This is a genomic window from Streptomyces sp. NPDC050164 (assembly GCF_044459945.1).
In the GTDB taxonomy this organism is placed as follows: Bacteria; Actinomycetota; Actinomycetes; order Streptomycetales; family Streptomycetaceae; genus Streptomyces; species Streptomyces coeruleorubidus_A.
In genome coordinates, this window is sequence record NZ_JBITJK010000002.1 from 208,272 (window position 1) to 233,269 (window position 24,998).

The following is a 24,998-nucleotide window of genomic DNA, read 5'->3' on the forward strand; positions in this document are numbered from 1 at the left end:
TGCAGTTGTCAGGTCGTGCGGAGGTACTGCGGTGCCGGTGGTTCCGACTTCTCCGAATCCTTGCCCAGTGTCGCCGACAGCCATTTGTCGTACGACGGCTGCCAGCCGTTCGCGGTGTCCTTGCGGTAGTCCACCAGGATCTGGTTGACCCGGCGTACCAGATCGTCGGCGTCCTTCTTCATCGCCACGCCGTAGTACTCGGCAGTGAAGGCGTCGCCCTTGAGTTGGACCGTCGGATCCTGTGCCGCCTGGCTCGCGGCGAGCGCGCCGTCGGTGACCACCGCGTCGGCTTCACCTAGCTGGAGCCTGACCAGGCAGTCGAGTTGGTTCGGCACCGTCTTGGAGATGTCGGTGGTGGCGGGGAGTTTGCCGTCCTCCTTGTCCGCCTCCAGCGTGGAGTACGCCGTGGAGCCCGCCGCCGTGCAGATTCTCTTGTCGGCGAGCGTGTCGTCGTAACCCGTGATGGGCGAGGACTTCGGCGCCAGGACCTGCTGTCCCGTCTTGAAGTAGGGCGCGGAGAAGGCGACGTCCGCGATGCGCTCGCAGTTGATCGTCATCGTGCGGACGACCATGTCCACGCGGCCGTCCTTGATCGCCGGGATGCGCTGGTCGGTGGGGATCGCCTTGAACTGGACCGCCTTCGGGTCACCGAGTATGTCCTCGGCGATGCGGTGGACCAGGTCGATGTCGAAGCCCTCGAGCTCCGCGGTCTTGCCGCTGTTGGGGTTGCGGTAGCCCCAGCGGTAGCTGTTCTGGTCGACTCCGACGATCAGCTTGCGCTTCTCGCCCTTGCGGTTCTTGATCGCCTGGATGGTGTCGCCGTCGGCGGAGGAGGGCGACAGCGTCTGCTTCTCCGGGGCCTCGCAGCCCTCTTCGGCCTTCTCGGCCTTGACCCGGGCCGACTGGGCGACGGCCTGGCCGTCCACGGTCCGCGGTCCGGACAGCGGGACGCACAGTGCGAAGACGGCCACCAGGGCGCAGACGACCGCCATCGCGGCCACCCCGCCCCAGCCCTTCAGACTGGCCCGCAGACGTCGTGCTCGCATGGTCGCGCCCCCTTTCACCCGTGTCCCGTTCATCGGTACTCCGACAGCCTGCGGCCGATGCCCAGCACCGCGCCCGCGGCGCCGAGCACCGCGAGGACGGCCGCGCCTGCCGACAGGCCCGTCAGGGCGTCCCGGCCGTCATCGGCCGCGCGCTTGAACTCGGTTTCCTCGTGGGCGAGTGCCGTGCGCAGATTGTCGTCGACGTTGTCGAAGCACTCGCCGGTCGTGTTCTCGGTGCCGATGACCATGTCCAGCGCCTGCTGGTAGTTGCCCTTCTCGTCCTGGTCACGGGCCGCCGTGTGGCGCTCCTTCCACTCCGTCATGTTGCCGACGGCGGCGGTGACGGGGCTTTCGCCCGATGCGTCGTCGGCGAGCTTCCCGGCGGCCGCCAGATGCTTGCCCAGGGCGCTCATGTCCGTGCGGAAGTCGTAGTCGTAGGCGTCGTAGGTCTTTTTGCCGACCTTTTTCGTCTCGGCGCCGCGGGCCACCAGGGTCAGGTTCTCGTTGCCCCTTGCCTTGAGGGAGGCGATACGGGCGTCGTGCAGCACGTTCAGGGAGCGGACGCCGTGGTCGTAGGAGTCGTTCAGGCCCGCGCGGGCGACGCTGTGGCCGACGACCAGCCAGAGGAGGACCACCGTCGCGGTGGCCGTGGCGGCGACCAGGCCGTGGTTCAGGACGCGGTTGGTGCGCTGGTAGTTGCGGTGCTGGGCCCAGGCGAGGGCGGCCAGGGCGGCGATGCCCAGGGCGATGGCGGCCCAGGGGTAGGGCGTGGCGTCCGCGTAGTCGGCGCGCAGGCGCTGGTTCTCCTTCTTGTACAGGTCCTCCGCCGCCGGGAGCATCTGCTGCTGCATCTTCTCGTTGGCGTAGCGGAGGTAGGCGCCGCCGACCGGGAAGCCCTGGCGGTTGTAGGTGCGGGCGCGCTCGATCAGGCCCTTGTACTCCGGGAGGAGTCTGTTGAGCTTGGCGATGGTCGCCGCGGACGGGGAGTCCGGGTCCGAGTTGGCGGCGGCGTTGACGAGTTTCTCCGCGGCCGTGCGGATGTCCTTCTCGTAGCGGTCGCGGGAGGCGGCCGTCTCCTGGCCGCCGGCGAGAAAACCGCTGGAGGCGGCCGTGTTGGCGTCCGCGAGGGAGCGGTAGATGTCGGCCGCGTCCGAACTGAGCGGCTGACTGCTGGTGAGCACGTCGTCGGCGGCGGCCGCGCGGTCGGTCATCTGCCAGGCGGTGACGGCGCCGAAGGCGACGACGAGGAGCGCGAGGAAGGCGCCGATGATACGGAGGCGGCCGGGCTCTGTGGTGGCGGCGGCTCGGAGTTGGTCCAGTCCCTCGGCGAAGGCGGTACGGCGGGGGTGAGTTTCCGCACGGCCGTGAGGCGCTTGGCCCGGCTGCGTCGGTGGCGCCGGTTGGGCCGGTACGGCCGGGAGGGTGGGCAGGCCCGGGCCCGTTGGTGGTGTGCTGCTCGTCGGCAGGTGTGTCACTGTGACCTCCCCCATGGTCATCCGTCGCCGCAAGTATCCCTTCCGGCACTGACATCCGCACCGGCCTTGCCTCGATCTTGATCTGATCGCAGCGCGAGGCACCACCCCTTGCCCGGAAACACGTCGGGGGGATCGGTTCGGTTCCCGCCGGGGAAACGCGCGGCTACTCCACGTAGCGGCGAAACCCCTGCGCCAGCGCCTTGAAGCCGCACGCTTCGTAGAAGCTGTGGACGTACTCGTCGTCCGCTGCCAGCAACTGCACCTTGTAGCAGCCGGCCGACTCCCCCAGTCGCACGGCCGCCGCCATCAGTCGACGCCCGACGCCCCGCCGCTGGAAGCCGCCGGCCACCACCACGTTCTCCACGAACAGGACGGCCCGACCGCCGCGGGTGAGATTCGGCATCACGATGCAGTCCGCCGTTCCCGCCACGGCGCCGTCGGCCTCGGCGACCAGGACGGTCCGCCCCTGCTGCCCGGACATGGCCGCCCAGACGGCGTCTGCCGACGCTTGGGACAACGGCGCATCGTCCGGGTTCAGTTCGCCGTAGAGGGCCAGCAGTGCTGCCAGGTCGGCCTCGGCCGCCGCCCGTACCGTGATCTTCATGGGCTGAGCGTAGGACGAGGGCCTGTCTGGGCAGTGGTCTTCAGGGGAGCACGAGCGTCAGCGTCAGTCCCCCGTCGGTGTCCCCCTGCGGCGCAGCACGATCAGGGTCGTTCCGCCGATCACGACCAGGGCGATGGCGATGCCGGCGATGAGGGAGGTGACTCCGGAGCCGCCGGTTTCGGCGAGGTTGGTGTCCGTGGCCGCGCCGTCCACCGAGGCCGGGCTCGGTTCGCTGAGGGTCTGTGTGGCCGGGCCGGTCTCGCTGCCCTGGATCCGGCAGTCCAGCATGCCGGTGAAGCGCTGGGTGAAGCCGCCCGGGGCGTGGATCGTGAAGTCGTACGCCTGGTCCTCCTGGAGCGGGACCGTCACCGTTCGGGACTCGCCCGCGGCGATGGTGTGCTCAAAGCCCGCCAGTTCGAAGGTGAACGGCTCGTCGCCCTTGTTGGAGGCGATGATGTCCACACCGCCCTCGGCGCAGTTCTTCGCCGCCGACAGTGCCGGGATCGCGCCCTGCTTCGCCCACGTCGCCCCCGCCGTGGCCGACACCGTCGACTCACTGGAACCGGCCAGGATCTGCGTCTGGCTCCGGCTCTCGGAGGCGAAGGCACGGCCGACGGGCACGGTCGTCGAGGCCTGCACGGTCAGTTCTGCCGTGCCGGACGCCGCGTCCTCGGGCACCTCGAAGAACACCTGCCCGCCGTCGGACGTGGACGTGACGGCCTTGCCCTGCTTGTCGACGATCCGGACCCCGCTCGTGGCGGCGTCCGCGGGCGGGCTCACCGTCACGCTGCGGGCGTTGGTGTGCACCGTCACCGGGCCCAGCCGCTCCCCCGGCCGGCCGGAGACCGCCGGCGGGTCGAGGGTGAGCGAGGCCCGGGGCTCGGGCCGGCTGGAGGCGTTCTTCTCCAGGTAGTCCGCGAGCTGCTCGGCCTGCGGGTCGAGGGCGTCGACGGCCACGTCGTCCGAGTACCGCCAGATCGCCACCTGCGTGCCGGCCGCCGCGTCCTGCTCGGTCAGCGCGCCACGGACGCCCGCCTTCCGTGCCAGCGCCGCGAGGTCGTTCACCTGCGGGTAGGAGTTCTGAAGGATCCAGCGGATCCGGCCGGCGTCCTTGTTGGCGCCCAGGGACGTGCCGCTCCAGGGCGTCTCGTGGTACTCGGCGTCCCGCTGCGTCGGGTTGTGCAGGTCGACGCAGTACGTCTGGAGCATGCCGCCGCCCTCGACGGACATCTCGAACAGGCCCGCCGACACCTGCTGGTCCTCGGTGTCGCCGTGTATCACCGCGGTGCCGTACGTCTTGAGCCCGGCTGTCGTCGCCGTCGCCCCGCCCTGACTCCGCGTGGTCTCCTCGGCGGTCGCCTGGCCGGCGCCGGCCAGCACGCCCGCGGCGACGAGCCCGGACACGAGCGTCGCGGCGCCGAGGCGGGCAGCCCCTCGCCTGCGTACGAACACCGCAGAGAACGAAGCAAACACCAAATTCCCCTTCGAGCAGGACCCGTCGATGTGGGGGGTACGGTCCCACCTGCAGAATCAGAAGCCTCGCAGGCCGCAAGAGCCCCGAGAGCCATGCCCGGCATCCTAGGTATGCGGCGGACGCCGCTCGCCGGTGAGACGGTCGGACGAGTGATCCGACTCGGAATCGTTATCGCCAAGACCCCTTGTGAGCAGGGCTTATCGACAAGTCCACCGCGATTTTTCGGTGCGCACTCGTCGATAAGCCGCAGTTCGGGCAGGCGGACGGGTGATTGACGTCACGTCAACATCGCTGGTTCCGGGGGCTGTTGCGAGGTCGCGTCCGTCGGCTCCGGCGAACCACCGGGCGGAGTCTCCCAGTTGGGCTCCGGCTGCGTCGGCGCGGACGCCGTCTCCGGCTTGCCTGCGCGGCGAAACGCCGAGGTGCCCCAGGCCAGGTCGTGACCGATCGCTACCGCGTCGATGTCCGCCGAGGTCCAGCTCTGTCCCTCGCGCACGTCGGTCCGCACCTTCAGCCTGCCCTGGACGATCACGGGCTCGCCCACCGTCAGCGACGCCGCCGCGTTCGTGGCGAGCTGGCGGTTGGCCCACACCGTGAAGAAGTTGGTGTGCCCGTCCGTCCACATGTTCTTCTCGCGGTCCCAGTAGCGGGCGGTCACGGCCATCCGGAACCTCGCCGACGGGCCGGACGCCATCTCCCGGTACACCGGCTGCGTCGCCACCCTGCCGACCGCGCAGACCATCGTCTCGTTCATCGCGAACCCCTCCCTCGCCCGGACGTGCGACACCGGGCCGACATGCGTACGGGCCCGTCCCGTACGGCTGTGTCTGCCAGACTGCCGCCGCCGGGCCGAGCCCGCTGAGCGCCGTGGATCACCGGCCGCCTGTGGACAACGCCGCCACCCGGACGGGTGACGCCGAGTGACATCTGCGGCCCGACATAACCGCCGCGCCCCACTGAGTCACCGTCCCGGCCCCGGCGTCACCTCCCCGCCCTCACCACCCTCCCGTACTGCTCCCGAACCTCCCGATACCGCAGCAGCTCCGCCGCCACCGGATCCAGCACCCGGGCCCTCCCGCACCCGGCAGCCGCCTCCCGCAACCGGCGTTCCGCCTCGAGGCCGTAGCGTCGGGCCGGCCCCCGCGCCGCCATCCGGCAGCTCCACTCGATGAGCGGGCCGCCGATGATGCCGATCACCATCAGCAGCACCGGCACGCCCAGGTTCGGCGACATGACCCCGACGATCTGGCCCAGCAGCCACAGGCCGCCCAGGAACTGCAGGATCGTCATGGACGCCTGGGACAGCACGGCCACCGGCCACCACCCCGGCCGCGGTGGCCGCCCCGTCGGCACTCCCGCGCGCACGCTCAGCTCGTCGAGCGCCTCGGGCAGCCCCTGGGAGCCGCGGACGGCCGCCTCGCGCACCGCCAGCGCCCAGGGCGCGGGCAGGCCGGCCGAGGCCCGGTCGGCCACCGTCCGTACCGCCTGCTCGACCCGCTGCCGGGCAGTGGCCTCCTCATCGGCCTGCGTGCGCGAGGGGAGCCGCCCCGTGGCGGGCTCGCCGCGGTCCTGATACCAGCGCCACAACCGCAGCCAGGGCGTACCGCAGGCGCGGTTGGCGTTGCGCAGCCACGCGCGTTCGGCGGCCTCGCCCGCCGCCGTGGCGCCCACCGCGTCCGCGAGCCGGTCCGCGAACTCCTCCCGGGCCTGTTCGCTGAGCCCGGTCCGGCGCTGCGTGGCGTAGACGGGCCACAGCCGCGCCGCCGCGATGTCCACGTCGGCCGAGACACGGCGGGCCGGCGCCGTGCGCTCCGCGACGAACTGGCCGAGTGCCTCGCGCAGCTCACCGACGCCGTCGCCGGTGAGCGCGGACAGCGCGAGCACGGTCGTACCCGGTTCGCCGTACTCGCCGAGGGCGATGCCGTCCTCGTCGAGCAGCCGCCGCAGATCGTCGAGGACCTGCTCGGCGGCCTCCCCGGGCAGCCGGTCGATCTGGTTGAGGACGACGAACATGACCTCCGCGTGGGCCGCCATCGGCCGCAGATAGCGCTCGTGGAGGACGGCGTCGGCGTACTTCTCCGGGTCGACGACCCAGATGACCGCGTCGACGAGCGCCAGGATGCGGTCCACGTGCTCGCGGTGCTGTACGGCCGCGGAGTCGTGGTCGGGCAGGTCGATGAGGACGAGTCCGCGCAGCTGGGACTCCCCGTCCCCGGTCGGCAGCGGACGCCGGCGCAGCCGGGGCGGGATGCCGAGCCGTTCGATGAGGCTCGCGGCCCCGTCGCTCCAACTGCACGCGATGGGCGCCGCGGTGGTGGGACGGCGTACTCCCGTCTCCGAGATGGCCACCCCGGCGAGCGTGTTGAACAGCTGCGACTTGCCGCTGCCCGTGGCGCCCGCGATGGCGACGACGGTGTGCTGTCCGGAGAGCCTGCGCCGCGCGGACGCCTCGTCGAGCACCCGGCCCGCCTCCGCCAGTGTCCGGCTGTCCAGCCGGGTGCGGGAGAGCCCCACCAGTTCGCGCAGCGCCTCCAGCCGGGAACGCAGCGGCCCGTCGTACACCAGCGGGGACACCGTCGGCGGGGCGGCGGTACGGCTGTCGAGCACGGCGTACTGGTGTGTTGCGGTGGCCTCGTCGACCCGCCGTGCGATGAGCCCGTCGTCCCAGGCGACCGAGGAGTCCGTACAGGGATCCGTACGGGGATCCGTACGGGAGGAGGAGTCGCCGTCCGGCACGCGCGCGTGGGCGTCGTCCGCGCTCTCGCCCCCGGAGACGGTCTCGGGGGCGCTGTCGGAGGCGCTCTGGGAGGCGCTCTCGAGGGTCTCCGCCGATGGGTTCTCGGCGGCTCTCGCCTTGTCCGCGTCGCCCGGCTGGTCGGAGCGCTCGGTGTGGTCCTGGTCAGTGACGGCGGTCACCGGTCACCTCTCCTTCTGCAGTACGGACAGGGCGGCGATGAGTTCGGCCTGGGGCTCCGGGTGGACGTCGAGGGCGTCGAGCGGGGCGAGCCGGCGCTCGCGCTCGGCGTGCAGGGCCCGGTCGACGTGCTCGGTGAGCAGCCGTCCGGCCCGGTCGCGCAGCCGCAGCGCGCCGTGGGCGCCGATCCGCTCGGCGAGCCCCTCCCCGGCCGTCCGTCCCCGGCGGCCGCCCAGCAGGGAGGTGGCGACCAGGGCGGCGACCAGCTCGGGGTCGGGCGCGAGGTTCCGGTCGAGCTCGCGCACCTCGTCCTCGGCGTACTCCTCGAGCTCCCGCCGCCACCGCCGTACGGCGAGACCGATCCGGTGCTCGGCGCTCTCGGCGGCGGGTTCGCGGTCGGCGAGCCCGGGTGCGGCCGCCGCGGGTTCGCGCCGCCAGGCGTCGTCGATGCGCTCGTCGGCGGCGGTGACGGCGCACAGCAGCAGCGTGCTCAGGCTCTCCACGAGCGCGTCGAGGAGTTCGCAGGCGGTGCAGTCCAGGGGGAAGGCGCGCCACCGCTTGAGGGCGTCCCCGGCGAGCACCGTCCCGGCCTGCAACCGGCCCCGCACGCGCGTGTGCTCGCTGTCGTACGCCCCGTCGACGGCGGCGGTGAGCCGCAGTGCGGCGGCGTACTGTGCGGCGGCGGCGCCGGCCAGCTCGGGCATCCGGGACTTGAGGGAGTCGAGGACGCCGTGCGCGGTGCGGGCCATGACCTGCTGCCGGGCCGCCGGGTCCTGGACCTGGTGGACCAGCCAGGTGCGCAGCTGAGCCACGGCGCTGGCCGGCAGGAGCCCGCCGCCCCAGGCCGACTCGGGCAGTTCGGGCACGGTGAACCGCGGCACCTGCCCGAGTCCGGCCTTGGTGAGCAGCGCCCCGTACTGCCGCGACACCTCGGCGACCACCTGGTGGGGCACCCGGTCCAGGACGGTGACGAGGGTGACGTCGTATTCCTTGGCGGTGCGCAGCATGTGCCAGGGCACGGCGTCGGCGTAGCGGGCGGCCGTGGTGACCATGATCCAGATGTCGGCCGCGCAGATGAGCTCGGCGGCCAGGACGCGGTTGTCGGAGACCAGGGAGTCGATGTCGGGGGCGTCGAGGAGGGCGAGGCCGGGCGGCAGCGTCTCGACGGTCTCGATGCGCAACACGCGCGCGGGATTCTCGCCCGGGAGCAGCAGATCGTCCGTGGGGTCCTGCTGGGGTACCCACACGCGGGTGAGATCGGGCAGCACCCGCATGCCGCTGAACCAGTGATGGTCCTCCGGATGGCAGGCCAGCACGGGGGTCCGTGTCGTCGGCCGCAGCACCCCCGCCTCGCTGACCCGCCGTCCCACGAGGGAGTTCACCAGCGTGGACTTCCCGGCTCCCGTGGAGCCCCCCACGACGGCCAGAAGTGGCGCTTCGGGGTCTCTCAGCCGGGGCACCAAGTAGTCGTCGAGCTGGGCGAGCAGTTCGTCGCGTCTGGCACGCGCGCGTGGGGCCCCCGCCAGGGGCAGCGGGAAGCGTGCGGCGGCGACACGGTCGCGCAGGGCGGAGAGTGCGTCGAGCAGCTGAGGCCGTACGTCCAAGGTCACCACATGCGAAGAATGCCCAATTTTAGGGGAATTCTGAAGCATATGAGCATGTCTGCGCGCCGACAGAACACAAGGGACGGAAAGGACTACTGGGACACGGGCACACTCCAGGCATAACGAGTGCACAACACCCGATGCCTCTGACGCCAAAAGCGGTGCACGATTCGTACCTGCCTGCGATTATCAGGACCGCTTCACCGAACCTCCACATCGAGCCACGGAGGCGAAGCAACAGGGACAAGGACGCGGGAGCCCTATCCTTGTCCCCGGCAACGTCACGGATCGGCCCACACCAGGGCACCACGACAGAGGCCACCACACCGGCCCCCGTAGCTCAGTGGATAGAGCAGGCGCCTTCTAAGCGCTTGGCCGCAGGTTCGAGTCCTGCCGGGGGCGCCCCTAGCCTCTCACCTGCGAAAACGCGTGAGAGGCTCTTTCATGTCCGGATGCACATTGCTTCGACAGCAAGCGCCTTGACTGTCCATGATCGTGGACACGTACCCCGACACCGGGAAGGCAGTTCGAGCTGACGGATGCCTGGCTACCGCTCCTCGTCCAGCACCTGGGCGGCCGCGCGCGGGTCCATGAGGTTGGACCACGCCTGTTCGGCCGGGAGCAGGTCCCGCTCTGGCAGGGCGTACTCCGGATACCAGCCCTCAGCCTCGCAGCCGGGGACGTTGCGCAGGATCAGCACGGTCAGGTTCGGCGGTACGGAGCCGGCGATCCGGACGGCGAGGTAGGTCTCGTGGCCGTCGTCCGCACGCACCTGGAGGCCAAGGGTGAAGGTGTCGAACTCGCGTGTGCTCACGGCCGTCGCGCAGCGTGGCGTGCGCCAGGTCCAGCAGAGTTGCCCGCAGGCGACGCACGAAGCGGACACCGGCCTCGGCACGGTACCGGACGTGGTCCTCGCGTGCGGGCAAGAGGTGAGCGGTGTGCGTCGCGGTCTTCAAGCCGTCGGAATGTTCCGCGTTGTAGCGAGCCCGGGCGGCGCGGCCGTCGACCTCCAGGGCTGCATAGAAGTCATCGCCCGAGCCGTCCTCACGCCGACCCGCCGCGACCAGCCACGGCAGGTCGGCGTCCAGCCATACCGCGCCGCGCCACCGCTGCACCTTGACCTTGAACAGCACATGGTCGTCCACCGATCGGATGCGTTCGTGCTTGCCGTCCTCGTCCGCGAACTGCTCGGACGCCTTGGCCAGCACCGGGTGGTCGATCTCGTCCAGCGGCGCCGTGACCGGCGGAACCGCGAGGCCCAGATCCTCACGCAGGCAGCGCAGCGTCGGCCGTGCCGGGCGCAGCGGGCCGAGGCCGCTCACTCCTCGATTCCCCCGACCGCGTCGATCTCCTCCGCAGTCAGTCCGGTCAGCAGCATCAGATCCGATTTCAGCGACCCATCCAGCACACTGAGGGCCTCCACCATCCCGGACCGCAGATCCTCACGGCGCTGCTCCAGATACGCCCGGACCGCCTCGGCCACCAGGTCCTTCTTCGTCAGCCCCAGGAAATGAGCGCCCTGGCTGATCAATTTGTCCGTGGCCGGGTCCACCTTCAGCGGGGACTGGCGCACCGGCTTCGCCGCTGTCGTCATCGTCAACACCTCCATCGCCATAGTACCTAAATACCTCACGCAAGTTGCTTACGGCGTCACCGCTGTCGATGCCCTGGCTCTGGCCGACGGCACGCGCCTTGGCTATCCGAGACGACCATTAAGCAGGCTCCCTGGACACTGGCAGGCAGCGACTCCCCTCATGCGGCCGCCAGCGGTGACAGCAAGCACCTTGACGATTTTCGTTCGCGGGCGACCTGCGAACACGCAGGTGGGCACATCGCTCAGGCCCGCACACCTTCCAAGCGCTTGGCCGCAGGTTCGAGTCCTGCCGGGGGCGCAAGTCTCCGCCCTCCCTTTTGGGAGGGCTTGTGTTGTTTTCAGAGGCGGTTTGTCGGGCTCGGCGGAGCGGCTTCGCGGGTGCGGATGGACCCCTGGTGAGTGCGGCGGCGAGCAGGAGGAAGGGGCGGCTGCGGGCAACCGGCCTGACCTCGCTGGTCCGTTGGCCCTGTGGCCGGGGTGCCGGTGGCCAGGGAGCTCGGAGTGCGAGCGCGTGGGCGGGGATGGTGACGGCGGCGAGGATCGCGCGGGAATCCGGTGTCCCCGCCGAACGCGGGACCTCGTCCTCTCAGCCGTCCTCTCACCGCAAGTCGTGCGCTGCCGCACCGGCTGCGCTCGCCGGCGGTGCCGGACCCGTTGCCTCTCGGTGAAATGCCTGCTCACGAGCGCGCCCCGGGGCCTCGGAGCGGCGTAGAGTGAAGCGAACGGGACTACTTCGCACACCGGCCGCAACGTCGGTGTCCCTCCCGGCGAGCAACAACGCCGACCTCCAGGAGGAGGCCGGGGACAGGTCCGCGTCATGACCCCGACCATCGAACCTACGATCATCAAAGAGCGCCTGCCTTCGGCGTCGGCCAGGCTGTCCCTGGCCCCGGCCGGCTCGGTTCCAGCTCTCCTGGACGGCGCCTGGTGGCCGCGCTCCCGTGATCTCCTCCGGGAGATCCCCACTCTGACGAACGCGCTGGACGCGCGCTGGGGCCGGATCACCCACGTCACCGTGAACCCGGCTCACTGGCCCGTCATCCCGCGCAAGGTCCCCGTCACTGGGCACACGGTGCATGTCGGCTGGTTCGCCGACGAGCAGGACCCGAACAAAGTGATCCTCCTCTCCTACACGGTGGGCCGCCTGGACCTGCTGGTGATCCCTCCGGAGACGGAGCCGGCCGTCGCCGCCCGGCTGATGGCAGCAGCAACCGTTCCAGGAGGTATCCGCACCGCCAGCGGCCTGATGGCCGACGAGGCCATCGGCCACGGCGCGGCGGAGGCTCGGAGCCGGGAAGAGGAATGGGAGACCGACGGCGGAGCCGCGATTGGGATCTTGAGTTCCGCCCTGAGGAGGTGAGGATGTGGAGACAGCCGTCACCGTCGCCGTGATCATCTTCGTGATCATCGCGGGAATGTTCCTGATCCACCGGCTCAACGCACAGCATGACGAAAGGATCAGGGCGTTCCGCTACAGCGATGCGCTACCGGGAATCGGTCGGCGGAACCGTAAGAGCCCGCGTGCGACCGCGCCGAAGGGTCCGCCTGCCGATGCCGCACGCCGTGAGCCTCGAGAGGGGAGCCGCTGATGACGCGGACCTGCTTCCAGCCGGGGCGGGTCTGGGGGGCGACGGCCGTCACACCCATGACACGTCGCCCCTGATGCGCGTCGTCCCGTATGAGCAAGGGGTCACCATGAAGTCACCGGAACCGCCGTCGGCCGGGCACGCGGAGGTTCGTATCGTCGCCGCGGACCCGGAGGCGGCTCGCCATGTCGCGGAGCTCCTCCGCCGTTGTTTCGCCGCCACCGAAGCGCGCAGCTACCCCGCAGGCGCTGACGGCGGAACACGCCTCCACTTCACCGTGGACACCACGCGCATGGCGGAGCCGGTGCGCTCCTGGCTGTTGACCAGTCAGTCCTCCTGGGACGATCACACGCAGACGGACGAAATCTGAGGAGATGCCCCTCAGCGGGGGAAGGTGGATACCGCCCCAGACGTCCGGGTTTCCGTCAGTGCCGGCACGAGAGGCAGGCGACCATGGCGACACTGCACGAGCGGCAGCAGTACCGTGAGGCGATCATGAAGAGCCTGTACGAGGCCATCGAAGGCAATCGCCTCCTCGGCCTCACCGGGGCGCAGCTGCGCGAGACCCTCGCCATGCCCGAGGAGGACCTGGCTGCCGCCTGCACGTACTTGGCGGCCGAGGGACTGATCCAGGTCGACTGGGCGCGAGGAAACACACCCGCGATGGTCACGCTGACGCACAAGGGGATCCAGCTCATGGAGACAGAGGAGAAGGACGGCGACTGACACGGCACGGGCCGCCCTCAGGGCTCCGGCCGGTCACATGACGGGCATTTCCTCCCATATGACTGAAATGACGTCCTGGGCATACCCTGGTGAGTGGGTCCGCGCACTCTCACGTGCAACGACCCGGAAGGGCGGCCCCGGTGTGTATACGCCGGGGCCGTTGCGTCACCGGCCCATGCCACCAAAAAAGATGTGATCCACTCGGCCGATCTCCGCAGGCTGCCCGTTGCGTCGGAAAGTGGTGACCGAAGATGACGGATACCGGACTGCCGAACCAGCCCGAGACCCCCTCGCGCGGGATCATTGGGCGAGCGCGGCGGGACGAGTGCGGGGGTGCCCCACGGAAGCGATCCGGGGTCGCGCGGGCCATACGACAACCGCCGACGGTGTGGTGGCGAAGATCGCCGGGCTGGCGGCCCGGGACGTGCCGGGCGTCCATGTGATGGGCGGCGGGTTCGCCCGTGGCATGGGGGCCATGCGTGAACGTATGCCCGGTGCCGGCGGGAAGTCCGTCACCAGCGGGGTGAAGGTCGAGGTCGGCGAGGTACAGACCGCGGTCGACCTGGAGATCGTCGTCGAGTACGAGCGGCGGCTCGAGTAATCGCTTGCCGGAGCCGAAGCGAGCAAGGAGCGTGCGATGGGTATGGCTGCGCTTGGCCTGTTCACCGGGATGGCGCTGGGTTTCGCCGGACGGTTCGCCGACGGTGAGGGGAACCCGGCGACCTCTTCCACACTCGCGAGCACGGCAACCGGCGATGGTGAGGCCAGCCGCTCCTCGGAGGACGACCGCCGACGGAAGTGAGCCGACGTCCAGGAGCGGTCCGTTCGGCCTCTTCGGGGAGTAGCGTGAATTCATCGGGAGCATTTCGCACACCGGCTTCGATGCCGGTGTCGTTCCCAGTGAGCAACGACACCGGGCAGCTGCGCTCGCGCAGAGGTCCGGAGACGGGTTCGCGCGATGCCCGCGACCATCTCTCCTCCCCCGCTACGGGCCGTTCCCTTCAGGACCCCGACCGCGCGCCTCGCGCTGAAACCCGTGAGTCCGTCACCAGGGCACGTCGAGCTGGACGGCGCCTGGTGGCCGCGGTCACGTGACCTGACGCACGAACTCTCCGCTCTGGCGGACGTGCTGGATCCGCTGTGGGGGCGGATCACCCATATCGCCGTCAACCCGCGCTACTGGCCGACACTCCCGCGCAAGATCTTCGTCAACGGGCACGTGGTGGAGGTCGGTTGGTTCGCGTCGGAGCAGGATCCGCACAAGATCCTGCTGCTGTCTTACACTGCGGGCCGCTGGGACCTCCTGGTGATCCCCCCGGAGACGGGCGCCCCCTCGGCCGCCCGGCTGATGGTCGCCGCGAGCGCGAACACCGGCCCGCCGACGACCGCGACCGCCCTCGTAGCGGCGGAACAGGCCGGCGAAACTTCCTCGTCGTGCGTGACATACAGCCGCACACCGCCGTCGCGGGCCGGCGCCGGGCCGTCCGGCGGGAAGGGGACGTCCCGTCGTAGCCCTGGGGCGACGGGGCGGCGGGGCGGGGTCCGACGGTGTGACCGTCGGGGACGTGGTGGGACTGAGTGGCATACGTGGCTCCTCGGCCTGGATGCGGATGGCGCGGCCGGGGTCACGGGCTGCCCATGTGAGGGAGTCGCGAGGGCGGGGCCGGACCGGACACCGGCATACGAAGTGCCCTCGCTTTCTCCGCCGTACTCCCGCACGCTCCGGGACGAGGCGGGCCGGATCGCGTGGCCACCGCGTTGACAGGGACCGTGGCCGGACGTTGACTGGCAGCACGGTGCAGGGCCATGCCACCCCGGAACACACGGCGAAGCATTCCGCCTTCCCGCCTCGCCCAGACCCCGCGAGAACCCACCTACCCGACGACAGCGAGGCCGGCCATGACCGCTTCACGGGCCCTCAGGAACCAGGCGCAGACGATGAAGGGCAGGATCACGGAAGAACTCGGCCGGGTCACCCGCAACAGGCGACTGCAACGCCGAGGCAGGACCGACCGGGTCTCCGGAAGCCTGAAACAGGCCGCGGAGAAGACCAAGGGCGCCTTCAGGCGTAGCGGAAGCGACCCCCGATGATGTACGACCAGACGCGCGCCCAGCAGCCCTCTGGCCAAACTCCGGGTCCGGCCGGGCGCCGCATCCCGGGCCCGGAGCCGCTGCTCCCGTCGGACGAACAGGACAAGATCGTCCAGTCCCTCCGGCACGCCCTCAACACCTTCGCCGACACTCCGCTCGAGGCGCTGGAAGAGGCCGAGAGCGCCTATGACGAAGCCACCGCCCAGCTCGTGAACGCCCTCGCGGAACGGCGGCGTCTCCTGCGCGCCGGCTGGCAGGACCAGGACCCGGAGGCACAGTCCGACGGACTCCGGCTCGCGCTGAGGCAGTACCGGGAGATCATCCAGCGACTGCTCCACATCTAGGGCCTGTCGTTTGGACCACGCCGCAGACGCGGGGTCTGGCACGCACCGAGCAGAACAGTCGCTTCCCTGCGACCTGATCCAAACGACAGACCCTAGGCGGCCACTTACTCCGCGCCGCAGGGGAGCGCGGAGTAGTGTGGACAATACCGAGGGTATTTCGCACACCGGCTTCCACGCCGGGTCGTTCTCGGCGAACGATGAAACCCGGGCTGCCGCAGAGGCGGCCCGGAGACGGGTCCGCATCATGTCGGCGACCTTGGTTCCATCCCTGCCGCACCTCGAGCCCGTCGCAGCCCCGGCCGCGCGTCTCGCCCTGAAGACCGACGGCACCTCCCGTGGACTCCTGGACGGTGCCTGGTGGCCCCGCTCCCGGGATCTGCTGAGCGAACTGCCGGCACTGACCGACGTGTTGGATCCCTTGTGGGGCCGCATCACCCGCATCGCCGTCAACCCGGAGCACTGGCCGGTCGTCCCCCGCAAGGTTCCCGTGGACGGCCACATCGTCAAGATCGGCTGGTTCACCCGGGAAATCGACCCGCACAAGCTACTGCTGCTCTCTTACGGCACCGGCCGCCTGGACCTGCTGGTCATCCCTCCGGAGACCGGAGCGGCGTCGGCGGCCCGGCTGATGGCTGCCGCGTCCGACTACGACGGCCCGCCGCTGACCGCGAGCGCGCTCATCGCCGCGGACGAGGCCCGGCACGGCGTATCCGCGACCGACGGGCCACTGGACCCGGACGAGGCATGGGAGTACGAGGGCGGCGCCTCCGCGGTGTCCGCGGCCGTTCCGGAGCAGACCGGTCCGCCCAGCCGGACCAGTCGTCTGATCACCGGTATGTGAGGTGGCCGCCATGAACGCCTTCCTGACAGCCGCTGCCTTCGTGGTTCTCATCGCAGCGGGCCCGACCACTTCGTCACCGCCCAGATGATGCGTCTGGACATCACCACGGGCCACCTGCAGTGGGTCAACGCGGGCCACCCCGCACCGCTGCTGATCCGTGACCACAAGGTCGTCCGTCAACTCGGAGGCCCGACCACCTTGCCCGTCGGCTTCGGCGGTGAAGAGCCCCGGATCAGCCAGCAGAGGCTCCAACGCGGCGACCGAGTGCTGTGCTTCACCGACGGCCTGATCGAGGAGTACGAGCGGTGGTGCGCTCACTCTCCCACGCCCTGAAGCAGCAACGGGGAGGCCGCACCACCGACGACGCGACCCTCTTCCTGATCGAATGGCGAGGGGGCGCCGCCGACCACCTCGTGCTCCTGGAGTGAGTCGACAACCGCACGACCGGCTCCGTCATGCGAGCCACCTCCTGCGGCGGTGCACGGGGTGCCGTACTCGGACGGCCGTCATGAGTGCTTTCCGTCCAACTGCTGTTGCGATGCCTCGGACATGCGCGAGCCACCACGTCTTTCGCACCGTCCATATCCTGGGATTGGGCTGCTTCGGACCGTCCGTCACACGACGCGAGGACTACGCTGCTGTGTAGACGTCCCAGACCCCGGCGGCATGCTGTTGCTGAACACAGATGGCTGCGGGGTGCGGACTCTTCGTCCGTCACCCGGCGCTTCCCTGGAGGGAACCGGGTGGGTCCTCTGTCCTGCTGGACAGGCTGTCGGACCGGCCGCGGCTCTGCCTCCGCCGAACGTACGCCCCTGCCGGGAACCGAGGCGTCATGCCCCTCTCACAGCTCACCGTCCACCGCCATGACCAAAGGAAACAGGCGCTGATCACCCTGTCCGGTGAGATCGACCTCGAATCCGCGCCGTTGGTGCGCGAGTCCCTGGAGCGGTGCCTGCGGGACGGTATCCGCACCATCGACGTCGACCTCACCGCCGTCACCTTCTGCGACTGCAGCGGACTCAACGCGTTCCTCCACGCTGCGCAGCAGACCACCGTGCCCGGTGGGACCCTGCGACTGCACCATCCGCCGACGACACTGGCTCGGATTCTCGACCTGGCCGACTGCGGGTTCCTGCTCCTCGGCCTTCCGCCCGGCCACCTGCCACCTCTCGGCGACACTCCGGCCGCGCCCCGGCCAGCCCCGCCGCACCGGTCTGTCCCGCCTGCGCCTGTTCTCTCGGGCGATGTGCGATGACGGCCGAACGGCGAGGGCAGTCATGGAAGCCAGGGGACGGCGAGCCGTCCGCCGTGGCTCCGGCGCGGTTGCGTCGGCTGAGCCGTTGGCTGGTGGAGGGCCTGCGTGAGGATCTGGTGGCTCTGTATGCGGAGTCCCGCGCAACGCCGCCGGGTGATCCATACCGCCGTCCCAGCCGCCAGAACTTCCTGAACCGTCTCACCGTGGACATGCGCCGACCGGGATTCGCCATGGTGATCGCCGAGACGGACAGCGTGATGGGATGCGCCTTCGGATTCCCGGTACGCGGCGACGGCTCCTGGTGGCTCGGCTTCGCCGGAGCGATGCCGCGCAGCATCGAGCAACTCACTGTCTCCGGCAACGTCTTCGCGTTCGCCGACATCCTGATCCGGCCGCACCCGCAGGAGCGGGAACTCGTCCGTCGTATGCAGAAGCGGCTGCTGAGCGACCATCAGGCATCGCTCGGCGCCACCCTGGTGGACCGGGCCGATCGCCAGGCCCTCGCCGCGCTCCGCTCCTGGGGGTGGCTGGACATCGGAGAGCTTCGCAGGCCGGCGGGCGCCACCACGTTCCGCGCGCTGGTACTTCCCTTCGGGGAGCGCACAACGGCGAGGCTGAAGGGCCTTGTCACGATGCCCGGAGGCGGTGGCCCCCGTGGGGTCTGACGGGCGGTCGACCCGCATTCGGATGCTGGTGGCCGAGCAGGCGGTCCGACGAGGTGCCCGGGTGAGTGTGGTGGACGTATGCACCGCGGCCGTGGCCGCGCTGCCGGTCGGCGGGGCCGGGCTGTCGGCGATGTCCAAGGCCGCGGCGAGCCATCCGCTGTGCAGCACCGACGACATCAGCGAGCAACTGGAAGAGCTCCAGCTCACGCTGGGCGAGGGACCCTGCGTGGACGCCTTTGTCCGCGGCTCGGCCGTCCTGACACCCGATCTGCGCACCACTGAACTACAGGATCACTGGGCCGTGTTCGCCGACGCGGCCCTGGAAGCCGGAGCCCGTGCGGTGTTCTCGCTCCCCCTGCAGAAGGGGGCGATCAGCCCGGGAGTTCTGGACCTGTACGCCAGCGTTCCGACCGTACTGGACGCGGAGGAACTGGCCGACGCACTGGCGTTCGCCGATCTCGCGACGCTGCTCCTGCTCGACACGAGGATCGACGAGGCGGGCGCGCCGACCGACGAGCCGACCGGCGGGCCGATGCCGGACCACGGCTTCGAGGACCTTGGCGCATACCGAGCGGAGATCGACCAGGCCAGCGGGATGCTCACGGTTCAGCTCGGAGTCGGCATCGAAGAAGCCTTCGTCCGGCTCCGCGCCTATGCCTATGTGCAGGGACGCCGGCTCGCGGACGTGGCCGCCGACGTGGTGGCCCGACGGCTTCGTTTCCCCCCGGACGGGGAGCCGTATCAGGACGAGGAGGAAACCTGACGCATCGGTGCCGGCCGAGGAACGTGCCGTACTTCCCGCCCCTTCGGGCAGGGACTAGTCTCAATCGAGGGTGACCACGATGGATCAACAGCTTCTGGCCAAGACCTTCGTCGAGTTGGCCGACAATCTGGTCGCCGACTTCGACCTCATCGACTTCCTGCGCCTGCTGACCGACCGCTGCGTCAGCATGCTCGACGTGAGCGCCGCCGGGGTGCTGCTCGCCGACCGGGACGGCAAACTCCGCGTCATGGCCGCCTCCGACGAACAGGTGCGCCTGCTGGAGCTCTTCCAGCTCCAGAACGACGAAGGCCCCTGCCTCGAGTGCTTCCGCACCGGTGTACCGGTGATCGTCGCCGACCTCGGTACGGCGACCGCCCGCTGGCCGCGCTTCGCGGTGGCGGCTCGGCGCGGCGGGTTCGGGGCGGTCCAGGCCCTGCCGATGCGTTTGCGGGACGAGACCGTCGGCGCCCTGAACCTCTTCCGCACCGCCCCCGGCCCCTTCGACCGGGCCGCCACACCTGTCGCCCAGGCCCTGGCCGACGTCGCCACCATCAGCCTGCTGCAACAACGCACCGCTCAGCGCAGCACGGTGCTCAACGAACAGCTGCAGACGGCGCTGAACAGCCGGGTACTGATCGAGCAGGCCAAGGGGAAGCTGGCCGAACGCCAGGACATCGACATGGAGCAGGCGTTCACCGCGCTGCGCGGCTACGCCCGCGCCCACAACCGGCGCCTGGCCGATGTGGCCCGCGCCCTCATCGACAGTTCCGAACCCCTCACCGGCCTGGGGTCCTGACCCACGCCTTGCCGGAGCCCGTTACTGCTCTGTGCCGAAGGCGATTGCGTGGATGTATAGGGGTGAGCCCACAGCTCCCGGTGCCGTCCGCCGGGTGCCCATGCCGTCACCTCCGGTCCGCCGCGTGGAGGCGCCCGAGTGCTCGGCGAAGCTCCCGCTGTATCGGTTCCGGGAGTCTCCGGTCCTTCGTCGTGGCGATCAGGGCCGCGGCCACGTCCCGGAGCTTGATGTTGCAGTGCTGCGACACGTCCACCAGCAGGTCCCAGGCCCTTTCGCTGGAACACGGCGCCAGGGCCATCACCATGCCGCGTGCCTGGTCGATGGCCTCACGGCTCGCCAGCGCCCGGCCCAACTGCTCGTTTATGGCACGCAGTTCGACGACCTCGGCCAGCAACGCCGCGTCCCCCTCAGAGGGCACAGTCCTCAACAGCCGCTGTTCTTCAGGGGGCGGGGTCATTTGGTGCATGGTCCGTATCTCATAGGGCGGTCATCCCGTCCGTGGGTGATCAGCGGCGCGCCAGTTGCCGTTCGCCGGCCGCACCGGGCTTGTAGGGCAGTCCGGTAGTGGACGATGCCGGGTGGGCAGTCCGGTGCGTACCGTGGCCATGGCCGGCTCATCGGTGGTGGTGTCCACATAGCCCGCCTCCAGGACACCGATCTTGTGCGACCCGGTGTCGACGACATCGCGGTTGCGCCATTCTCGGACGTCGGCCGCGCGAATCATGACCTCTCCCTACCTGGACGACACGCCTGGTTCTCGTGAGTCGCGCCGCTGGTTCTCCGCGTGAAATCGCCGCAGCGCACGCTGTATCCGCACCGGGAGCGACTTGCCCGCCCAGGCGGCCACCGGGACCCCGGCCGCCTCCGAACGCAACCCGTGGCTACCCGGCCACTTCACGGATCACCTGCGGTGTTCGCGATCCCGACGGTCCTCGCGCCGCCAGCGCGCCCGGTTCTGACGGCTGTAGCGGCGGTCCCAGCGTTCCTGGCGATTCCGTCGCTCCTGGTAGTCCCGGTAGTCCCCGAGATCGGAACTGCCGCTGCGGCTCCGGCCGCCGCCACGATCGCGGCCGTGTCGGATGGCGGCATAGACCAACACCGCCGCGGCCACCCACCAGATGGGACTGAGGAAGCCGAAGCCGAAAAGGACCGCGATGAGGATGAGGAGCAGGACGAACACGGTGGGCCTCCCCGGGAGCGGGACACAGCATCGATACCGGGGACTGGGGCCTCACCCCACAGCGTAGTCCTGTCCAAGGGCTGCGGATAGCGTGCGACGTAAACGCGTCCTGCCGGGCATGAATGGCTGCCCGTCACGACGGCGATGTCCGGACGGCCCACAATGGGCCGCCACCCAGGAGCAGTTCGTCGAATCACCACAGCAGTCCGTCACCGAGGCAGCTATCGCAGCATGCCCACAGCAGCCCTCGACCAGAGCGGGCCCGAGGAAACCCGGAAGGCCTGCTGGCCCTCCTCTACGAAGATCTCGGCGATGGTCCGTCCCTGCTCGACGACGATGTCCTCGCCGGTGTCCCGGAAGCCGGCCCCGAGCCGCTCGGCCGGCAGCTGCCCGACCGTGGACTTGCCCGCGCCCATCGGCCCCACCAGCACGACCACCGGCACGGCACTCACCGGATCGTCAGAGTGTCGAGGTAGGACCGCACGTTGCGGGTGGTCTCGGCCACACTGTCTCCGCCGAACTTCTCCGCCACCGCGTCCGCCAGCACCAGCGCCACCATCGCCTCCGCGACGATCCCCGCCGCCGGCACCGCGCACACGTCCGAGCGCTGGTGGTGGGCGGCCGCCGGCTCGCCCGTGGTGACATCCACCGTCTTCAGCGCCCGCGGCACCGTCGCGATCGGCTTCATCGCCGCCCGCACCCGCAGCAGCTCACCCGTGGACAGCCCGCCCTCGGTGCCGCCGGAACGGCCGGACGTCCGCCGGATGCCCTCGGCGGTCGCGACGATCTCGTCGTGCGCCTCGGAGCCGGGAACGCGTGCCAGGCCGAAGCCGTCGCCGACCTCGACTCCCTTGATCGCCTGGATGCCCATCAGCGCGGCGGCCAGGCGGGCGTCCAGGCGGCGGTCCCAGTGCACGTGCGAACCGAGACCGACCGGCAACCCGTACCCCAGCACCTCGACCACGCCGCCGAGGGTGTCGCCGTCCTTGTGCGCCTGGTCGACCTCCGCGACCATCGCCTTCGACGCGTCCGCGTCCAGGCACCGCAGCGGATCGGCGTCCAGCTTCTCCACGTCCGCGGGCGTCGGGTACACGCCGTACGGCGCCTTCGCCGCCGCCAGCTCCACCACATGCGAGACGACCTCGATGCCCGCCGTCTCCTTCAGGTACGACCGCGCCACCGCACCCAGCGCCACCCGGGCCGCCGTCTCCCGCGCGGAGGCCCGCTCCAGGATCGGACGAGCCTCCCGGAAGCCGTACTTCTGCATACCCGCGAGGTCGGCGTGACCGGGGCGCGGGCGGGTCAACGGCGCATTGCGGGCCAGACCCGCCAGCACCTCCGCATCCACCGGGTCGGCCGCCATGACCTGTTCCCACTTGGGCCACTCGGTGTTGCCCACCATGATCGCGAGCGGGGAGCCGAGACTGAGGCCGTGCCGCACACCGCCGAGGAAGGTGACCTCGTCGCGCTCGAACTTCATCCGCGCACCACGGCCGTAGCCCAACCGCCGCCTCGCCAGGTGGTCCGCCACCATCTCCGTGGTGACCGGCACACCGGCCGGAAGGCCCTCCAGCGTCGCCACGAGAGCGGGACCGTGGGACTCCCCCGCGGTCAGCCAGCGCAACCTGCTCAACGGTGCTCCTCGATCAACTCGCCTGCCGGAATGGGGCATCTGAGCGACAGATAGGAGGGGCAGCGATCCTGGATCCGTCCGCCGGCGGCCGAACCGATCCTCACCGTCCCCAACCTCCGAGTGGGAAGTGCTCCCAGGCGTAACGAGTTCGGCAACTGCGAGACCTGCCCGTCGATCGGGCACGTGAACTGCAGCGCCTCCACGTCCCGCGTGGCGGGTTCGGGCGCACGGGTGTGGCGCCCGGCGAAGGCGAGGCGGAACAGCGGTGCGAGGCGCAAAATGTGGCCGCCGTTGCAAACCACGGGCTTGACCACGTGGAATGCCGCCAGCAACTCCACCGACCGCTCGATGGACGGCACCGATCGGTGCAGTCGGCGGGCAAGATACTCAACGGTGACGTCGGCTTGTTCCGCCCTGCCCATCTCGTTCACCACTTCCCGGGCGCTGGTCGGCAGCCGTTCGACGGACTCGGCGAGGTACTGGCGCATGTCGAGATGCGGGCTGCTCAGCTCCTCCAAGCGCTGGTGGCCGTCTTCCAGCCGGGCGGCGAAGTCCGCGAGGCTGCGGTCGGGCCAGACGGCGATCCGGCTTCCCACGGCGTGGATGGCCGTGGGCAGGCCTTCGCATCTGGACACGATGGCAGCCGCCGCTGCCGGCTCTCGCGCCGTCCTTTCCTCGCCGACCACTTGTGCCAGCAGCCGCCTCCCCTCGGCTTCGGGCATCGGCTCCAGTTCGACGGACGTCACCGAGCCGGGCAGGCCGGCCATCCGGCAGCGCGAGGTGACGATCACCGCGTTTCCCGAACCCGCCGGCAGCAAGGGCAGGATCTGGTCCTCGTCGGCTGCGTCATCGAGCAGCAGGAGGAAGCGCCGTCCGGCCGCCCAGCCCCGGAACATACGCGCGCGGTCGTCAGTGCGCTCCGGCAACGAACGCTTGTCGTACCCGGCGGCGACGAGTAGTCCGTTGAGCGCCTCGGCGGGGTGCTGTGCCGTTCCGTCCTCCGTGTGCAAGCGAGCCTTCAACTGCCCGTCGGGGAAGTGCGCACGCAGCCGATGCGCCACCTGCAGTGCCACTTCGGTCTTCCCCACGCCGGGCCCGCCGGTCACCGTCACGATCCGCACGTGCGAGTCGGCTCCGGTGCCCCGCGCGGCACGTTCGACCCGCTCCAGTTCGTTGCGACGCCCGACGAAGACACCGATGGCCGCGGGCAACTGGAACGGAGGGCTTGAGCCGACAGCCGGCTCCGCAGCCCTGTCCTGTGGCCGCGCGGGTATCCGTTCGTCGCGTCCGGCCAGTACCAAGCGCTGGAGTTCCTGCAAGCGCTCGGAGGGCTCCAGCCCCAATTGCTCGGTCATGGCCCTGCGCAGCCGGGCGTAGGCGGACAGGGCTTCGTCGCGCTGTCCGCAGCGCTTCGCCGCCGTCATCAGCTGGGCACAGAACTCCTCGTGCACAGGGTGGCGATAGGTCAGCTCCCTGATCTCTTCCAGGAGCGACTGGTGCCTGCCCTGGGCGAGGTCCGCCGCGATGCGCTGTTCGAGTGCTCTTATCCTGAGGTCCTCCAGCCTCGTGGCCTCGGCGGCCAGGACCGGCCCCGTCTCCACGTCCTCCAGTGCCGCTCCGCGCCACAGCTCCAGGCCGCGGCGCAACGCCATGGCGCCCTCGTTCGCCTGACCGCGAGCGAGTGCCTCCCGCCCCTCCCACAACCGCTCCTGGAAGTCCCGCAGGTCCAACTGGCCGCCCTCCAGCCGGAGTCGGTATCCGTGCGAATGGGTCTCCACCAGATCCCCGTTCAGACGAGCGCTGCCTTCGCCGCTCAGGGCCTTGCGTAACTGATAGATGTACGTCTGGACGGTCTTGCGTGCCCTTTTGGGCGGCCGTTCGCCCCACAGCTCGTCGATCAGCAGGTCCATGGGGACGACACGGTCCGCATGAGTGAGCAGCACTGCGAGAACCCGGCGAGCCATGGGCGCACTGGGCGTCCGCAACTCCCCGTTCACGCGTATCTCCATTGGTCCCAGCAGGGAAAAATGCAGCATCACAACGTCCTTACCGGTCATTGACTTCGGTTTGCATGACGGTGGCGGACGGCGGGCGGATGCCCGCGGCGAGCCAGGCCGTCGACGACGGACCGCTACGTCAACATGATCAGATCGTGATCGACACGCCGGTTCACGAAGGTGCTCGCAGGTGGCGGCGCCCAAGAGGCTCACCAAGGACTCGGGGCGCGACTTCTGTGGTTCTGTGCCGCCTGGTGCCCACGTGGTGACCGGCTCTCACCCTGACACGGGAATCCCCCCGCGCTCGTCGGCGCGGGTCGTGGTGGAGGCGGGTCGAGGAGTGGTGCGCCCGCCCTGCGGTGGAGCGTTGCGACACCGAGTGCGGTGGTCCCCCGCGATGGCGTACACAG

Annotated in this window: 25 protein-coding genes, 1 tRNA gene and 4 pseudogenes; 15 read left to right on the forward strand and 15 right to left on the reverse strand. The window is 70.2% G+C overall.

Annotation, left to right across the window (positions count from 1 at the left end; genetic code table 11):
* Positions 1-8 precede the first annotated feature (8 nt).
* The 7 genes from ACIBNA_RS03680 to ACIBNA_RS03710 form a co-directional block, all read right to left on the reverse strand.
* Complete coding sequence (locus ACIBNA_RS03680; protein ID WP_399163643.1) at positions 9-1,046, reverse strand: glutamate ABC transporter substrate-binding protein; 1,038 nt, start codon at positions 1,044-1,046, stop codon at positions 9-11.
* 29 nt (positions 1,047-1,075) lie between these two features.
* On the reverse strand, positions 1,076-2,521 hold the full coding sequence (locus ACIBNA_RS03685) for a hypothetical protein (protein ID WP_399163644.1): 1,446 nt from the start codon (positions 2,519-2,521) through the stop codon (positions 1,076-1,078).
* Between the two features lie 163 nt (positions 2,522-2,684).
* Positions 2,685-3,125 (reverse strand): GNAT family N-acetyltransferase, encoded by a 441-nt coding sequence (locus tag ACIBNA_RS03690; RefSeq protein WP_399163645.1) that lies wholly within the window; start codon positions 3,123-3,125, stop codon positions 2,685-2,687.
* 63 nt (positions 3,126-3,188) lie between these two features.
* Entirely contained in the window at positions 3,189-4,598 is a 1,410-nt protein-coding gene (locus ACIBNA_RS03695) for a Cys-Gln thioester bond-forming surface protein (protein WP_399163646.1), read from the reverse strand.
* 278 nt (positions 4,599-4,876) lie between these two features.
* Positions 4,877-5,353, reverse strand: coding sequence for a single-stranded DNA-binding protein (locus ACIBNA_RS03700; protein ID WP_399163647.1), 477 nt, complete (start codon positions 5,351-5,353; stop codon positions 4,877-4,879).
* A gap of 227 nt (positions 5,354-5,580) precedes the next feature.
* Positions 5,581-7,515: a GTP-binding protein gene (locus ACIBNA_RS03705; protein ID WP_399163648.1), complete on the reverse strand. Its 1,935-nt coding sequence runs from the start codon at positions 7,513-7,515 to the stop codon at positions 5,581-5,583.
* A 3-nt stretch (positions 7,516-7,518) separates the two neighbouring features.
* A complete protein-coding gene (locus ACIBNA_RS03710) occupies positions 7,519-9,126 on the reverse strand; it encodes a dynamin family protein (protein WP_399163649.1) in 1,608 nt (535 codons plus the stop codon).
* Between the two features lie 320 nt (positions 9,127-9,446).
* On the opposite strand from ACIBNA_RS03710, the gene ACIBNA_RS03715 reads away from it, so the two are divergent.
* Positions 9,447-9,519, forward strand: a tRNA-Arg gene (locus tag ACIBNA_RS03715).
* Between the two features lie 145 nt (positions 9,520-9,664).
* On the opposite strand, the gene ACIBNA_RS03720 is transcribed toward ACIBNA_RS03715, so the two are convergent.
* Both ACIBNA_RS03720 and ACIBNA_RS03725 read right to left on the reverse strand, forming a co-directional pair.
* Positions 9,665-9,931 carry a hypothetical protein gene (locus tag ACIBNA_RS03720; RefSeq protein WP_399163650.1) on the reverse strand — a complete coding sequence of 89 codons (267 nt, stop codon included), beginning with the start codon at positions 9,929-9,931 and terminating at the stop codon, positions 9,665-9,667.
* 504 nt (positions 9,932-10,435) lie between these two features.
* Complete coding sequence (locus ACIBNA_RS03725; RefSeq protein WP_399163651.1) at positions 10,436-10,732, reverse strand: hypothetical protein; 297 nt, start codon at positions 10,730-10,732, stop codon at positions 10,436-10,438.
* Positions 10,733-11,528: 796 nt separating this feature from the next.
* Here ACIBNA_RS03725 and ACIBNA_RS03730 point away from each other — a divergent pair.
* The 14 genes and pseudogenes from ACIBNA_RS03730 to ACIBNA_RS03795 all read left to right on the forward strand — a co-directional run bounded on the left by ACIBNA_RS03730 (position 11,529) and on the right by ACIBNA_RS03795 (position 19,778).
* Positions 11,529-12,071: a DUF5994 family protein gene (locus ACIBNA_RS03730; RefSeq protein ID WP_399163652.1), complete on the forward strand. Its 543-nt coding sequence runs from the start codon at positions 11,529-11,531 to the stop codon at positions 12,069-12,071.
* 4 nt (positions 12,072-12,075) lie between these two features.
* The gene (locus ACIBNA_RS03735; protein WP_399163653.1) at positions 12,076-12,300 is read left to right on the forward strand and encodes a hypothetical protein; all 225 of its coding nucleotides are present in this window, start codon (positions 12,076-12,078) and stop codon (positions 12,298-12,300) included.
* A gap of 106 nt (positions 12,301-12,406) precedes the next feature.
* Positions 12,407-12,667: a hypothetical protein gene (locus tag ACIBNA_RS03740; protein ID WP_399163654.1), complete on the forward strand. Its 261-nt coding sequence runs from the start codon at positions 12,407-12,409 to the stop codon at positions 12,665-12,667.
* Between the two features lie 83 nt (positions 12,668-12,750).
* Positions 12,751-13,023: a hypothetical protein gene (locus ACIBNA_RS03745; protein ID WP_399163655.1), complete on the forward strand. Its 273-nt coding sequence runs from the start codon at positions 12,751-12,753 to the stop codon at positions 13,021-13,023.
* A gap of 325 nt (positions 13,024-13,348) precedes the next feature.
* A pseudogene (locus ACIBNA_RS03750) lies at positions 13,349-13,606 on the forward strand (Asp23/Gls24 family envelope stress response protein); the annotation flags it as partial.
* A gap of 60 nt (positions 13,607-13,666) precedes the next feature.
* Entirely contained in the window at positions 13,667-13,825 is a 159-nt protein-coding gene (locus ACIBNA_RS03755; RefSeq protein WP_399163656.1) for a hypothetical protein, read from the forward strand.
* A gap of 156 nt (positions 13,826-13,981) precedes the next feature.
* Complete coding sequence (locus tag ACIBNA_RS03760; RefSeq protein ID WP_399163657.1) at positions 13,982-14,785, forward strand: DUF5994 family protein; 804 nt, start codon at positions 13,982-13,984, stop codon at positions 14,783-14,785.
* Between the two features lie 325 nt (positions 14,786-15,110).
* Positions 15,111-15,458 carry a hypothetical protein gene (locus ACIBNA_RS03765; RefSeq protein ID WP_399163658.1) on the forward strand — a complete coding sequence of 116 codons (348 nt, stop codon included), beginning with the start codon at positions 15,111-15,113 and terminating at the stop codon, positions 15,456-15,458.
* A 136-nt stretch (positions 15,459-15,594) separates the two neighbouring features.
* On the forward strand, positions 15,595-16,299 hold the full coding sequence (locus tag ACIBNA_RS03770; RefSeq protein ID WP_399163659.1) for a DUF5994 family protein: 705 nt from the start codon (positions 15,595-15,597) through the stop codon (positions 16,297-16,299).
* A 57-nt stretch (positions 16,300-16,356) separates the two neighbouring features.
* Positions 16,357-16,727, forward strand: a pseudogene (locus tag ACIBNA_RS03775) (PP2C family protein-serine/threonine phosphatase); the annotation flags it as partial.
* A 404-nt stretch (positions 16,728-17,131) separates the two neighbouring features.
* Complete coding sequence (locus ACIBNA_RS03780; RefSeq protein ID WP_399163660.1) at positions 17,132-17,554, forward strand: STAS domain-containing protein; 423 nt, start codon at positions 17,132-17,134, stop codon at positions 17,552-17,554.
* A 209-nt stretch (positions 17,555-17,763) separates the two neighbouring features.
* On the forward strand, positions 17,764-18,219 hold the full coding sequence (locus tag ACIBNA_RS03785) for a hypothetical protein (RefSeq protein WP_399163920.1): 456 nt from the start codon (positions 17,764-17,766) through the stop codon (positions 18,217-18,219).
* A gap of 22 nt (positions 18,220-18,241) precedes the next feature.
* Positions 18,242-18,982 carry a GAF and ANTAR domain-containing protein gene (locus ACIBNA_RS03790; RefSeq protein WP_399163661.1) on the forward strand — a complete coding sequence of 247 codons (741 nt, stop codon included), beginning with the start codon at positions 18,242-18,244 and terminating at the stop codon, positions 18,980-18,982.
* Positions 18,983-19,061: 79 nt separating this feature from the next.
* The gene (locus tag ACIBNA_RS03795; protein ID WP_399163662.1) at positions 19,062-19,778 is read left to right on the forward strand and encodes an ANTAR domain-containing protein; all 717 of its coding nucleotides are present in this window, start codon (positions 19,062-19,064) and stop codon (positions 19,776-19,778) included.
* Positions 19,779-19,884: 106 nt separating this feature from the next.
* Here ACIBNA_RS03795 and ACIBNA_RS03800 read toward each other — a convergent pair whose 3' ends face one another.
* From ACIBNA_RS03800 to ACIBNA_RS03825, 6 genes and pseudogenes are all read right to left on the reverse strand, one after another.
* Positions 19,885-20,235, reverse strand: coding sequence for an ANTAR domain-containing protein (locus ACIBNA_RS03800; protein WP_399163663.1), 351 nt, complete (start codon positions 20,233-20,235; stop codon positions 19,885-19,887).
* Between the two features lie 84 nt (positions 20,236-20,319).
* Positions 20,320-20,502: pseudogene (locus tag ACIBNA_RS03805) on the reverse strand (PRC-barrel domain containing protein); the annotation flags it as partial.
* Positions 20,503-20,679: 177 nt separating this feature from the next.
* Positions 20,680-20,958 (reverse strand): hypothetical protein, encoded by a 279-nt coding sequence (locus ACIBNA_RS03810; RefSeq protein WP_399163664.1) that lies wholly within the window; start codon positions 20,956-20,958, stop codon positions 20,680-20,682.
* A 272-nt stretch (positions 20,959-21,230) separates the two neighbouring features.
* A pseudogene (locus ACIBNA_RS03815) lies at positions 21,231-21,410 on the reverse strand (shikimate kinase); the annotation flags it as partial.
* Entirely contained in the window at positions 21,407-22,591 is a 1,185-nt protein-coding gene (gene aroC / locus ACIBNA_RS03820) for a chorismate synthase (protein ID WP_399163665.1), read from the reverse strand. The pseudogene ACIBNA_RS03815 and the gene aroC, both read right to left, overlap by 4 nt.
* Complete coding sequence (locus tag ACIBNA_RS03825; protein ID WP_399163666.1) at positions 22,588-24,792, reverse strand: BTAD domain-containing putative transcriptional regulator; 2,205 nt, start codon at positions 24,790-24,792, stop codon at positions 22,588-22,590. The genes aroC and ACIBNA_RS03825 overlap by 4 nt, the downstream gene beginning before the upstream one ends.
* Between the last annotated feature and the right edge of the window lie 206 nt (positions 24,793-24,998).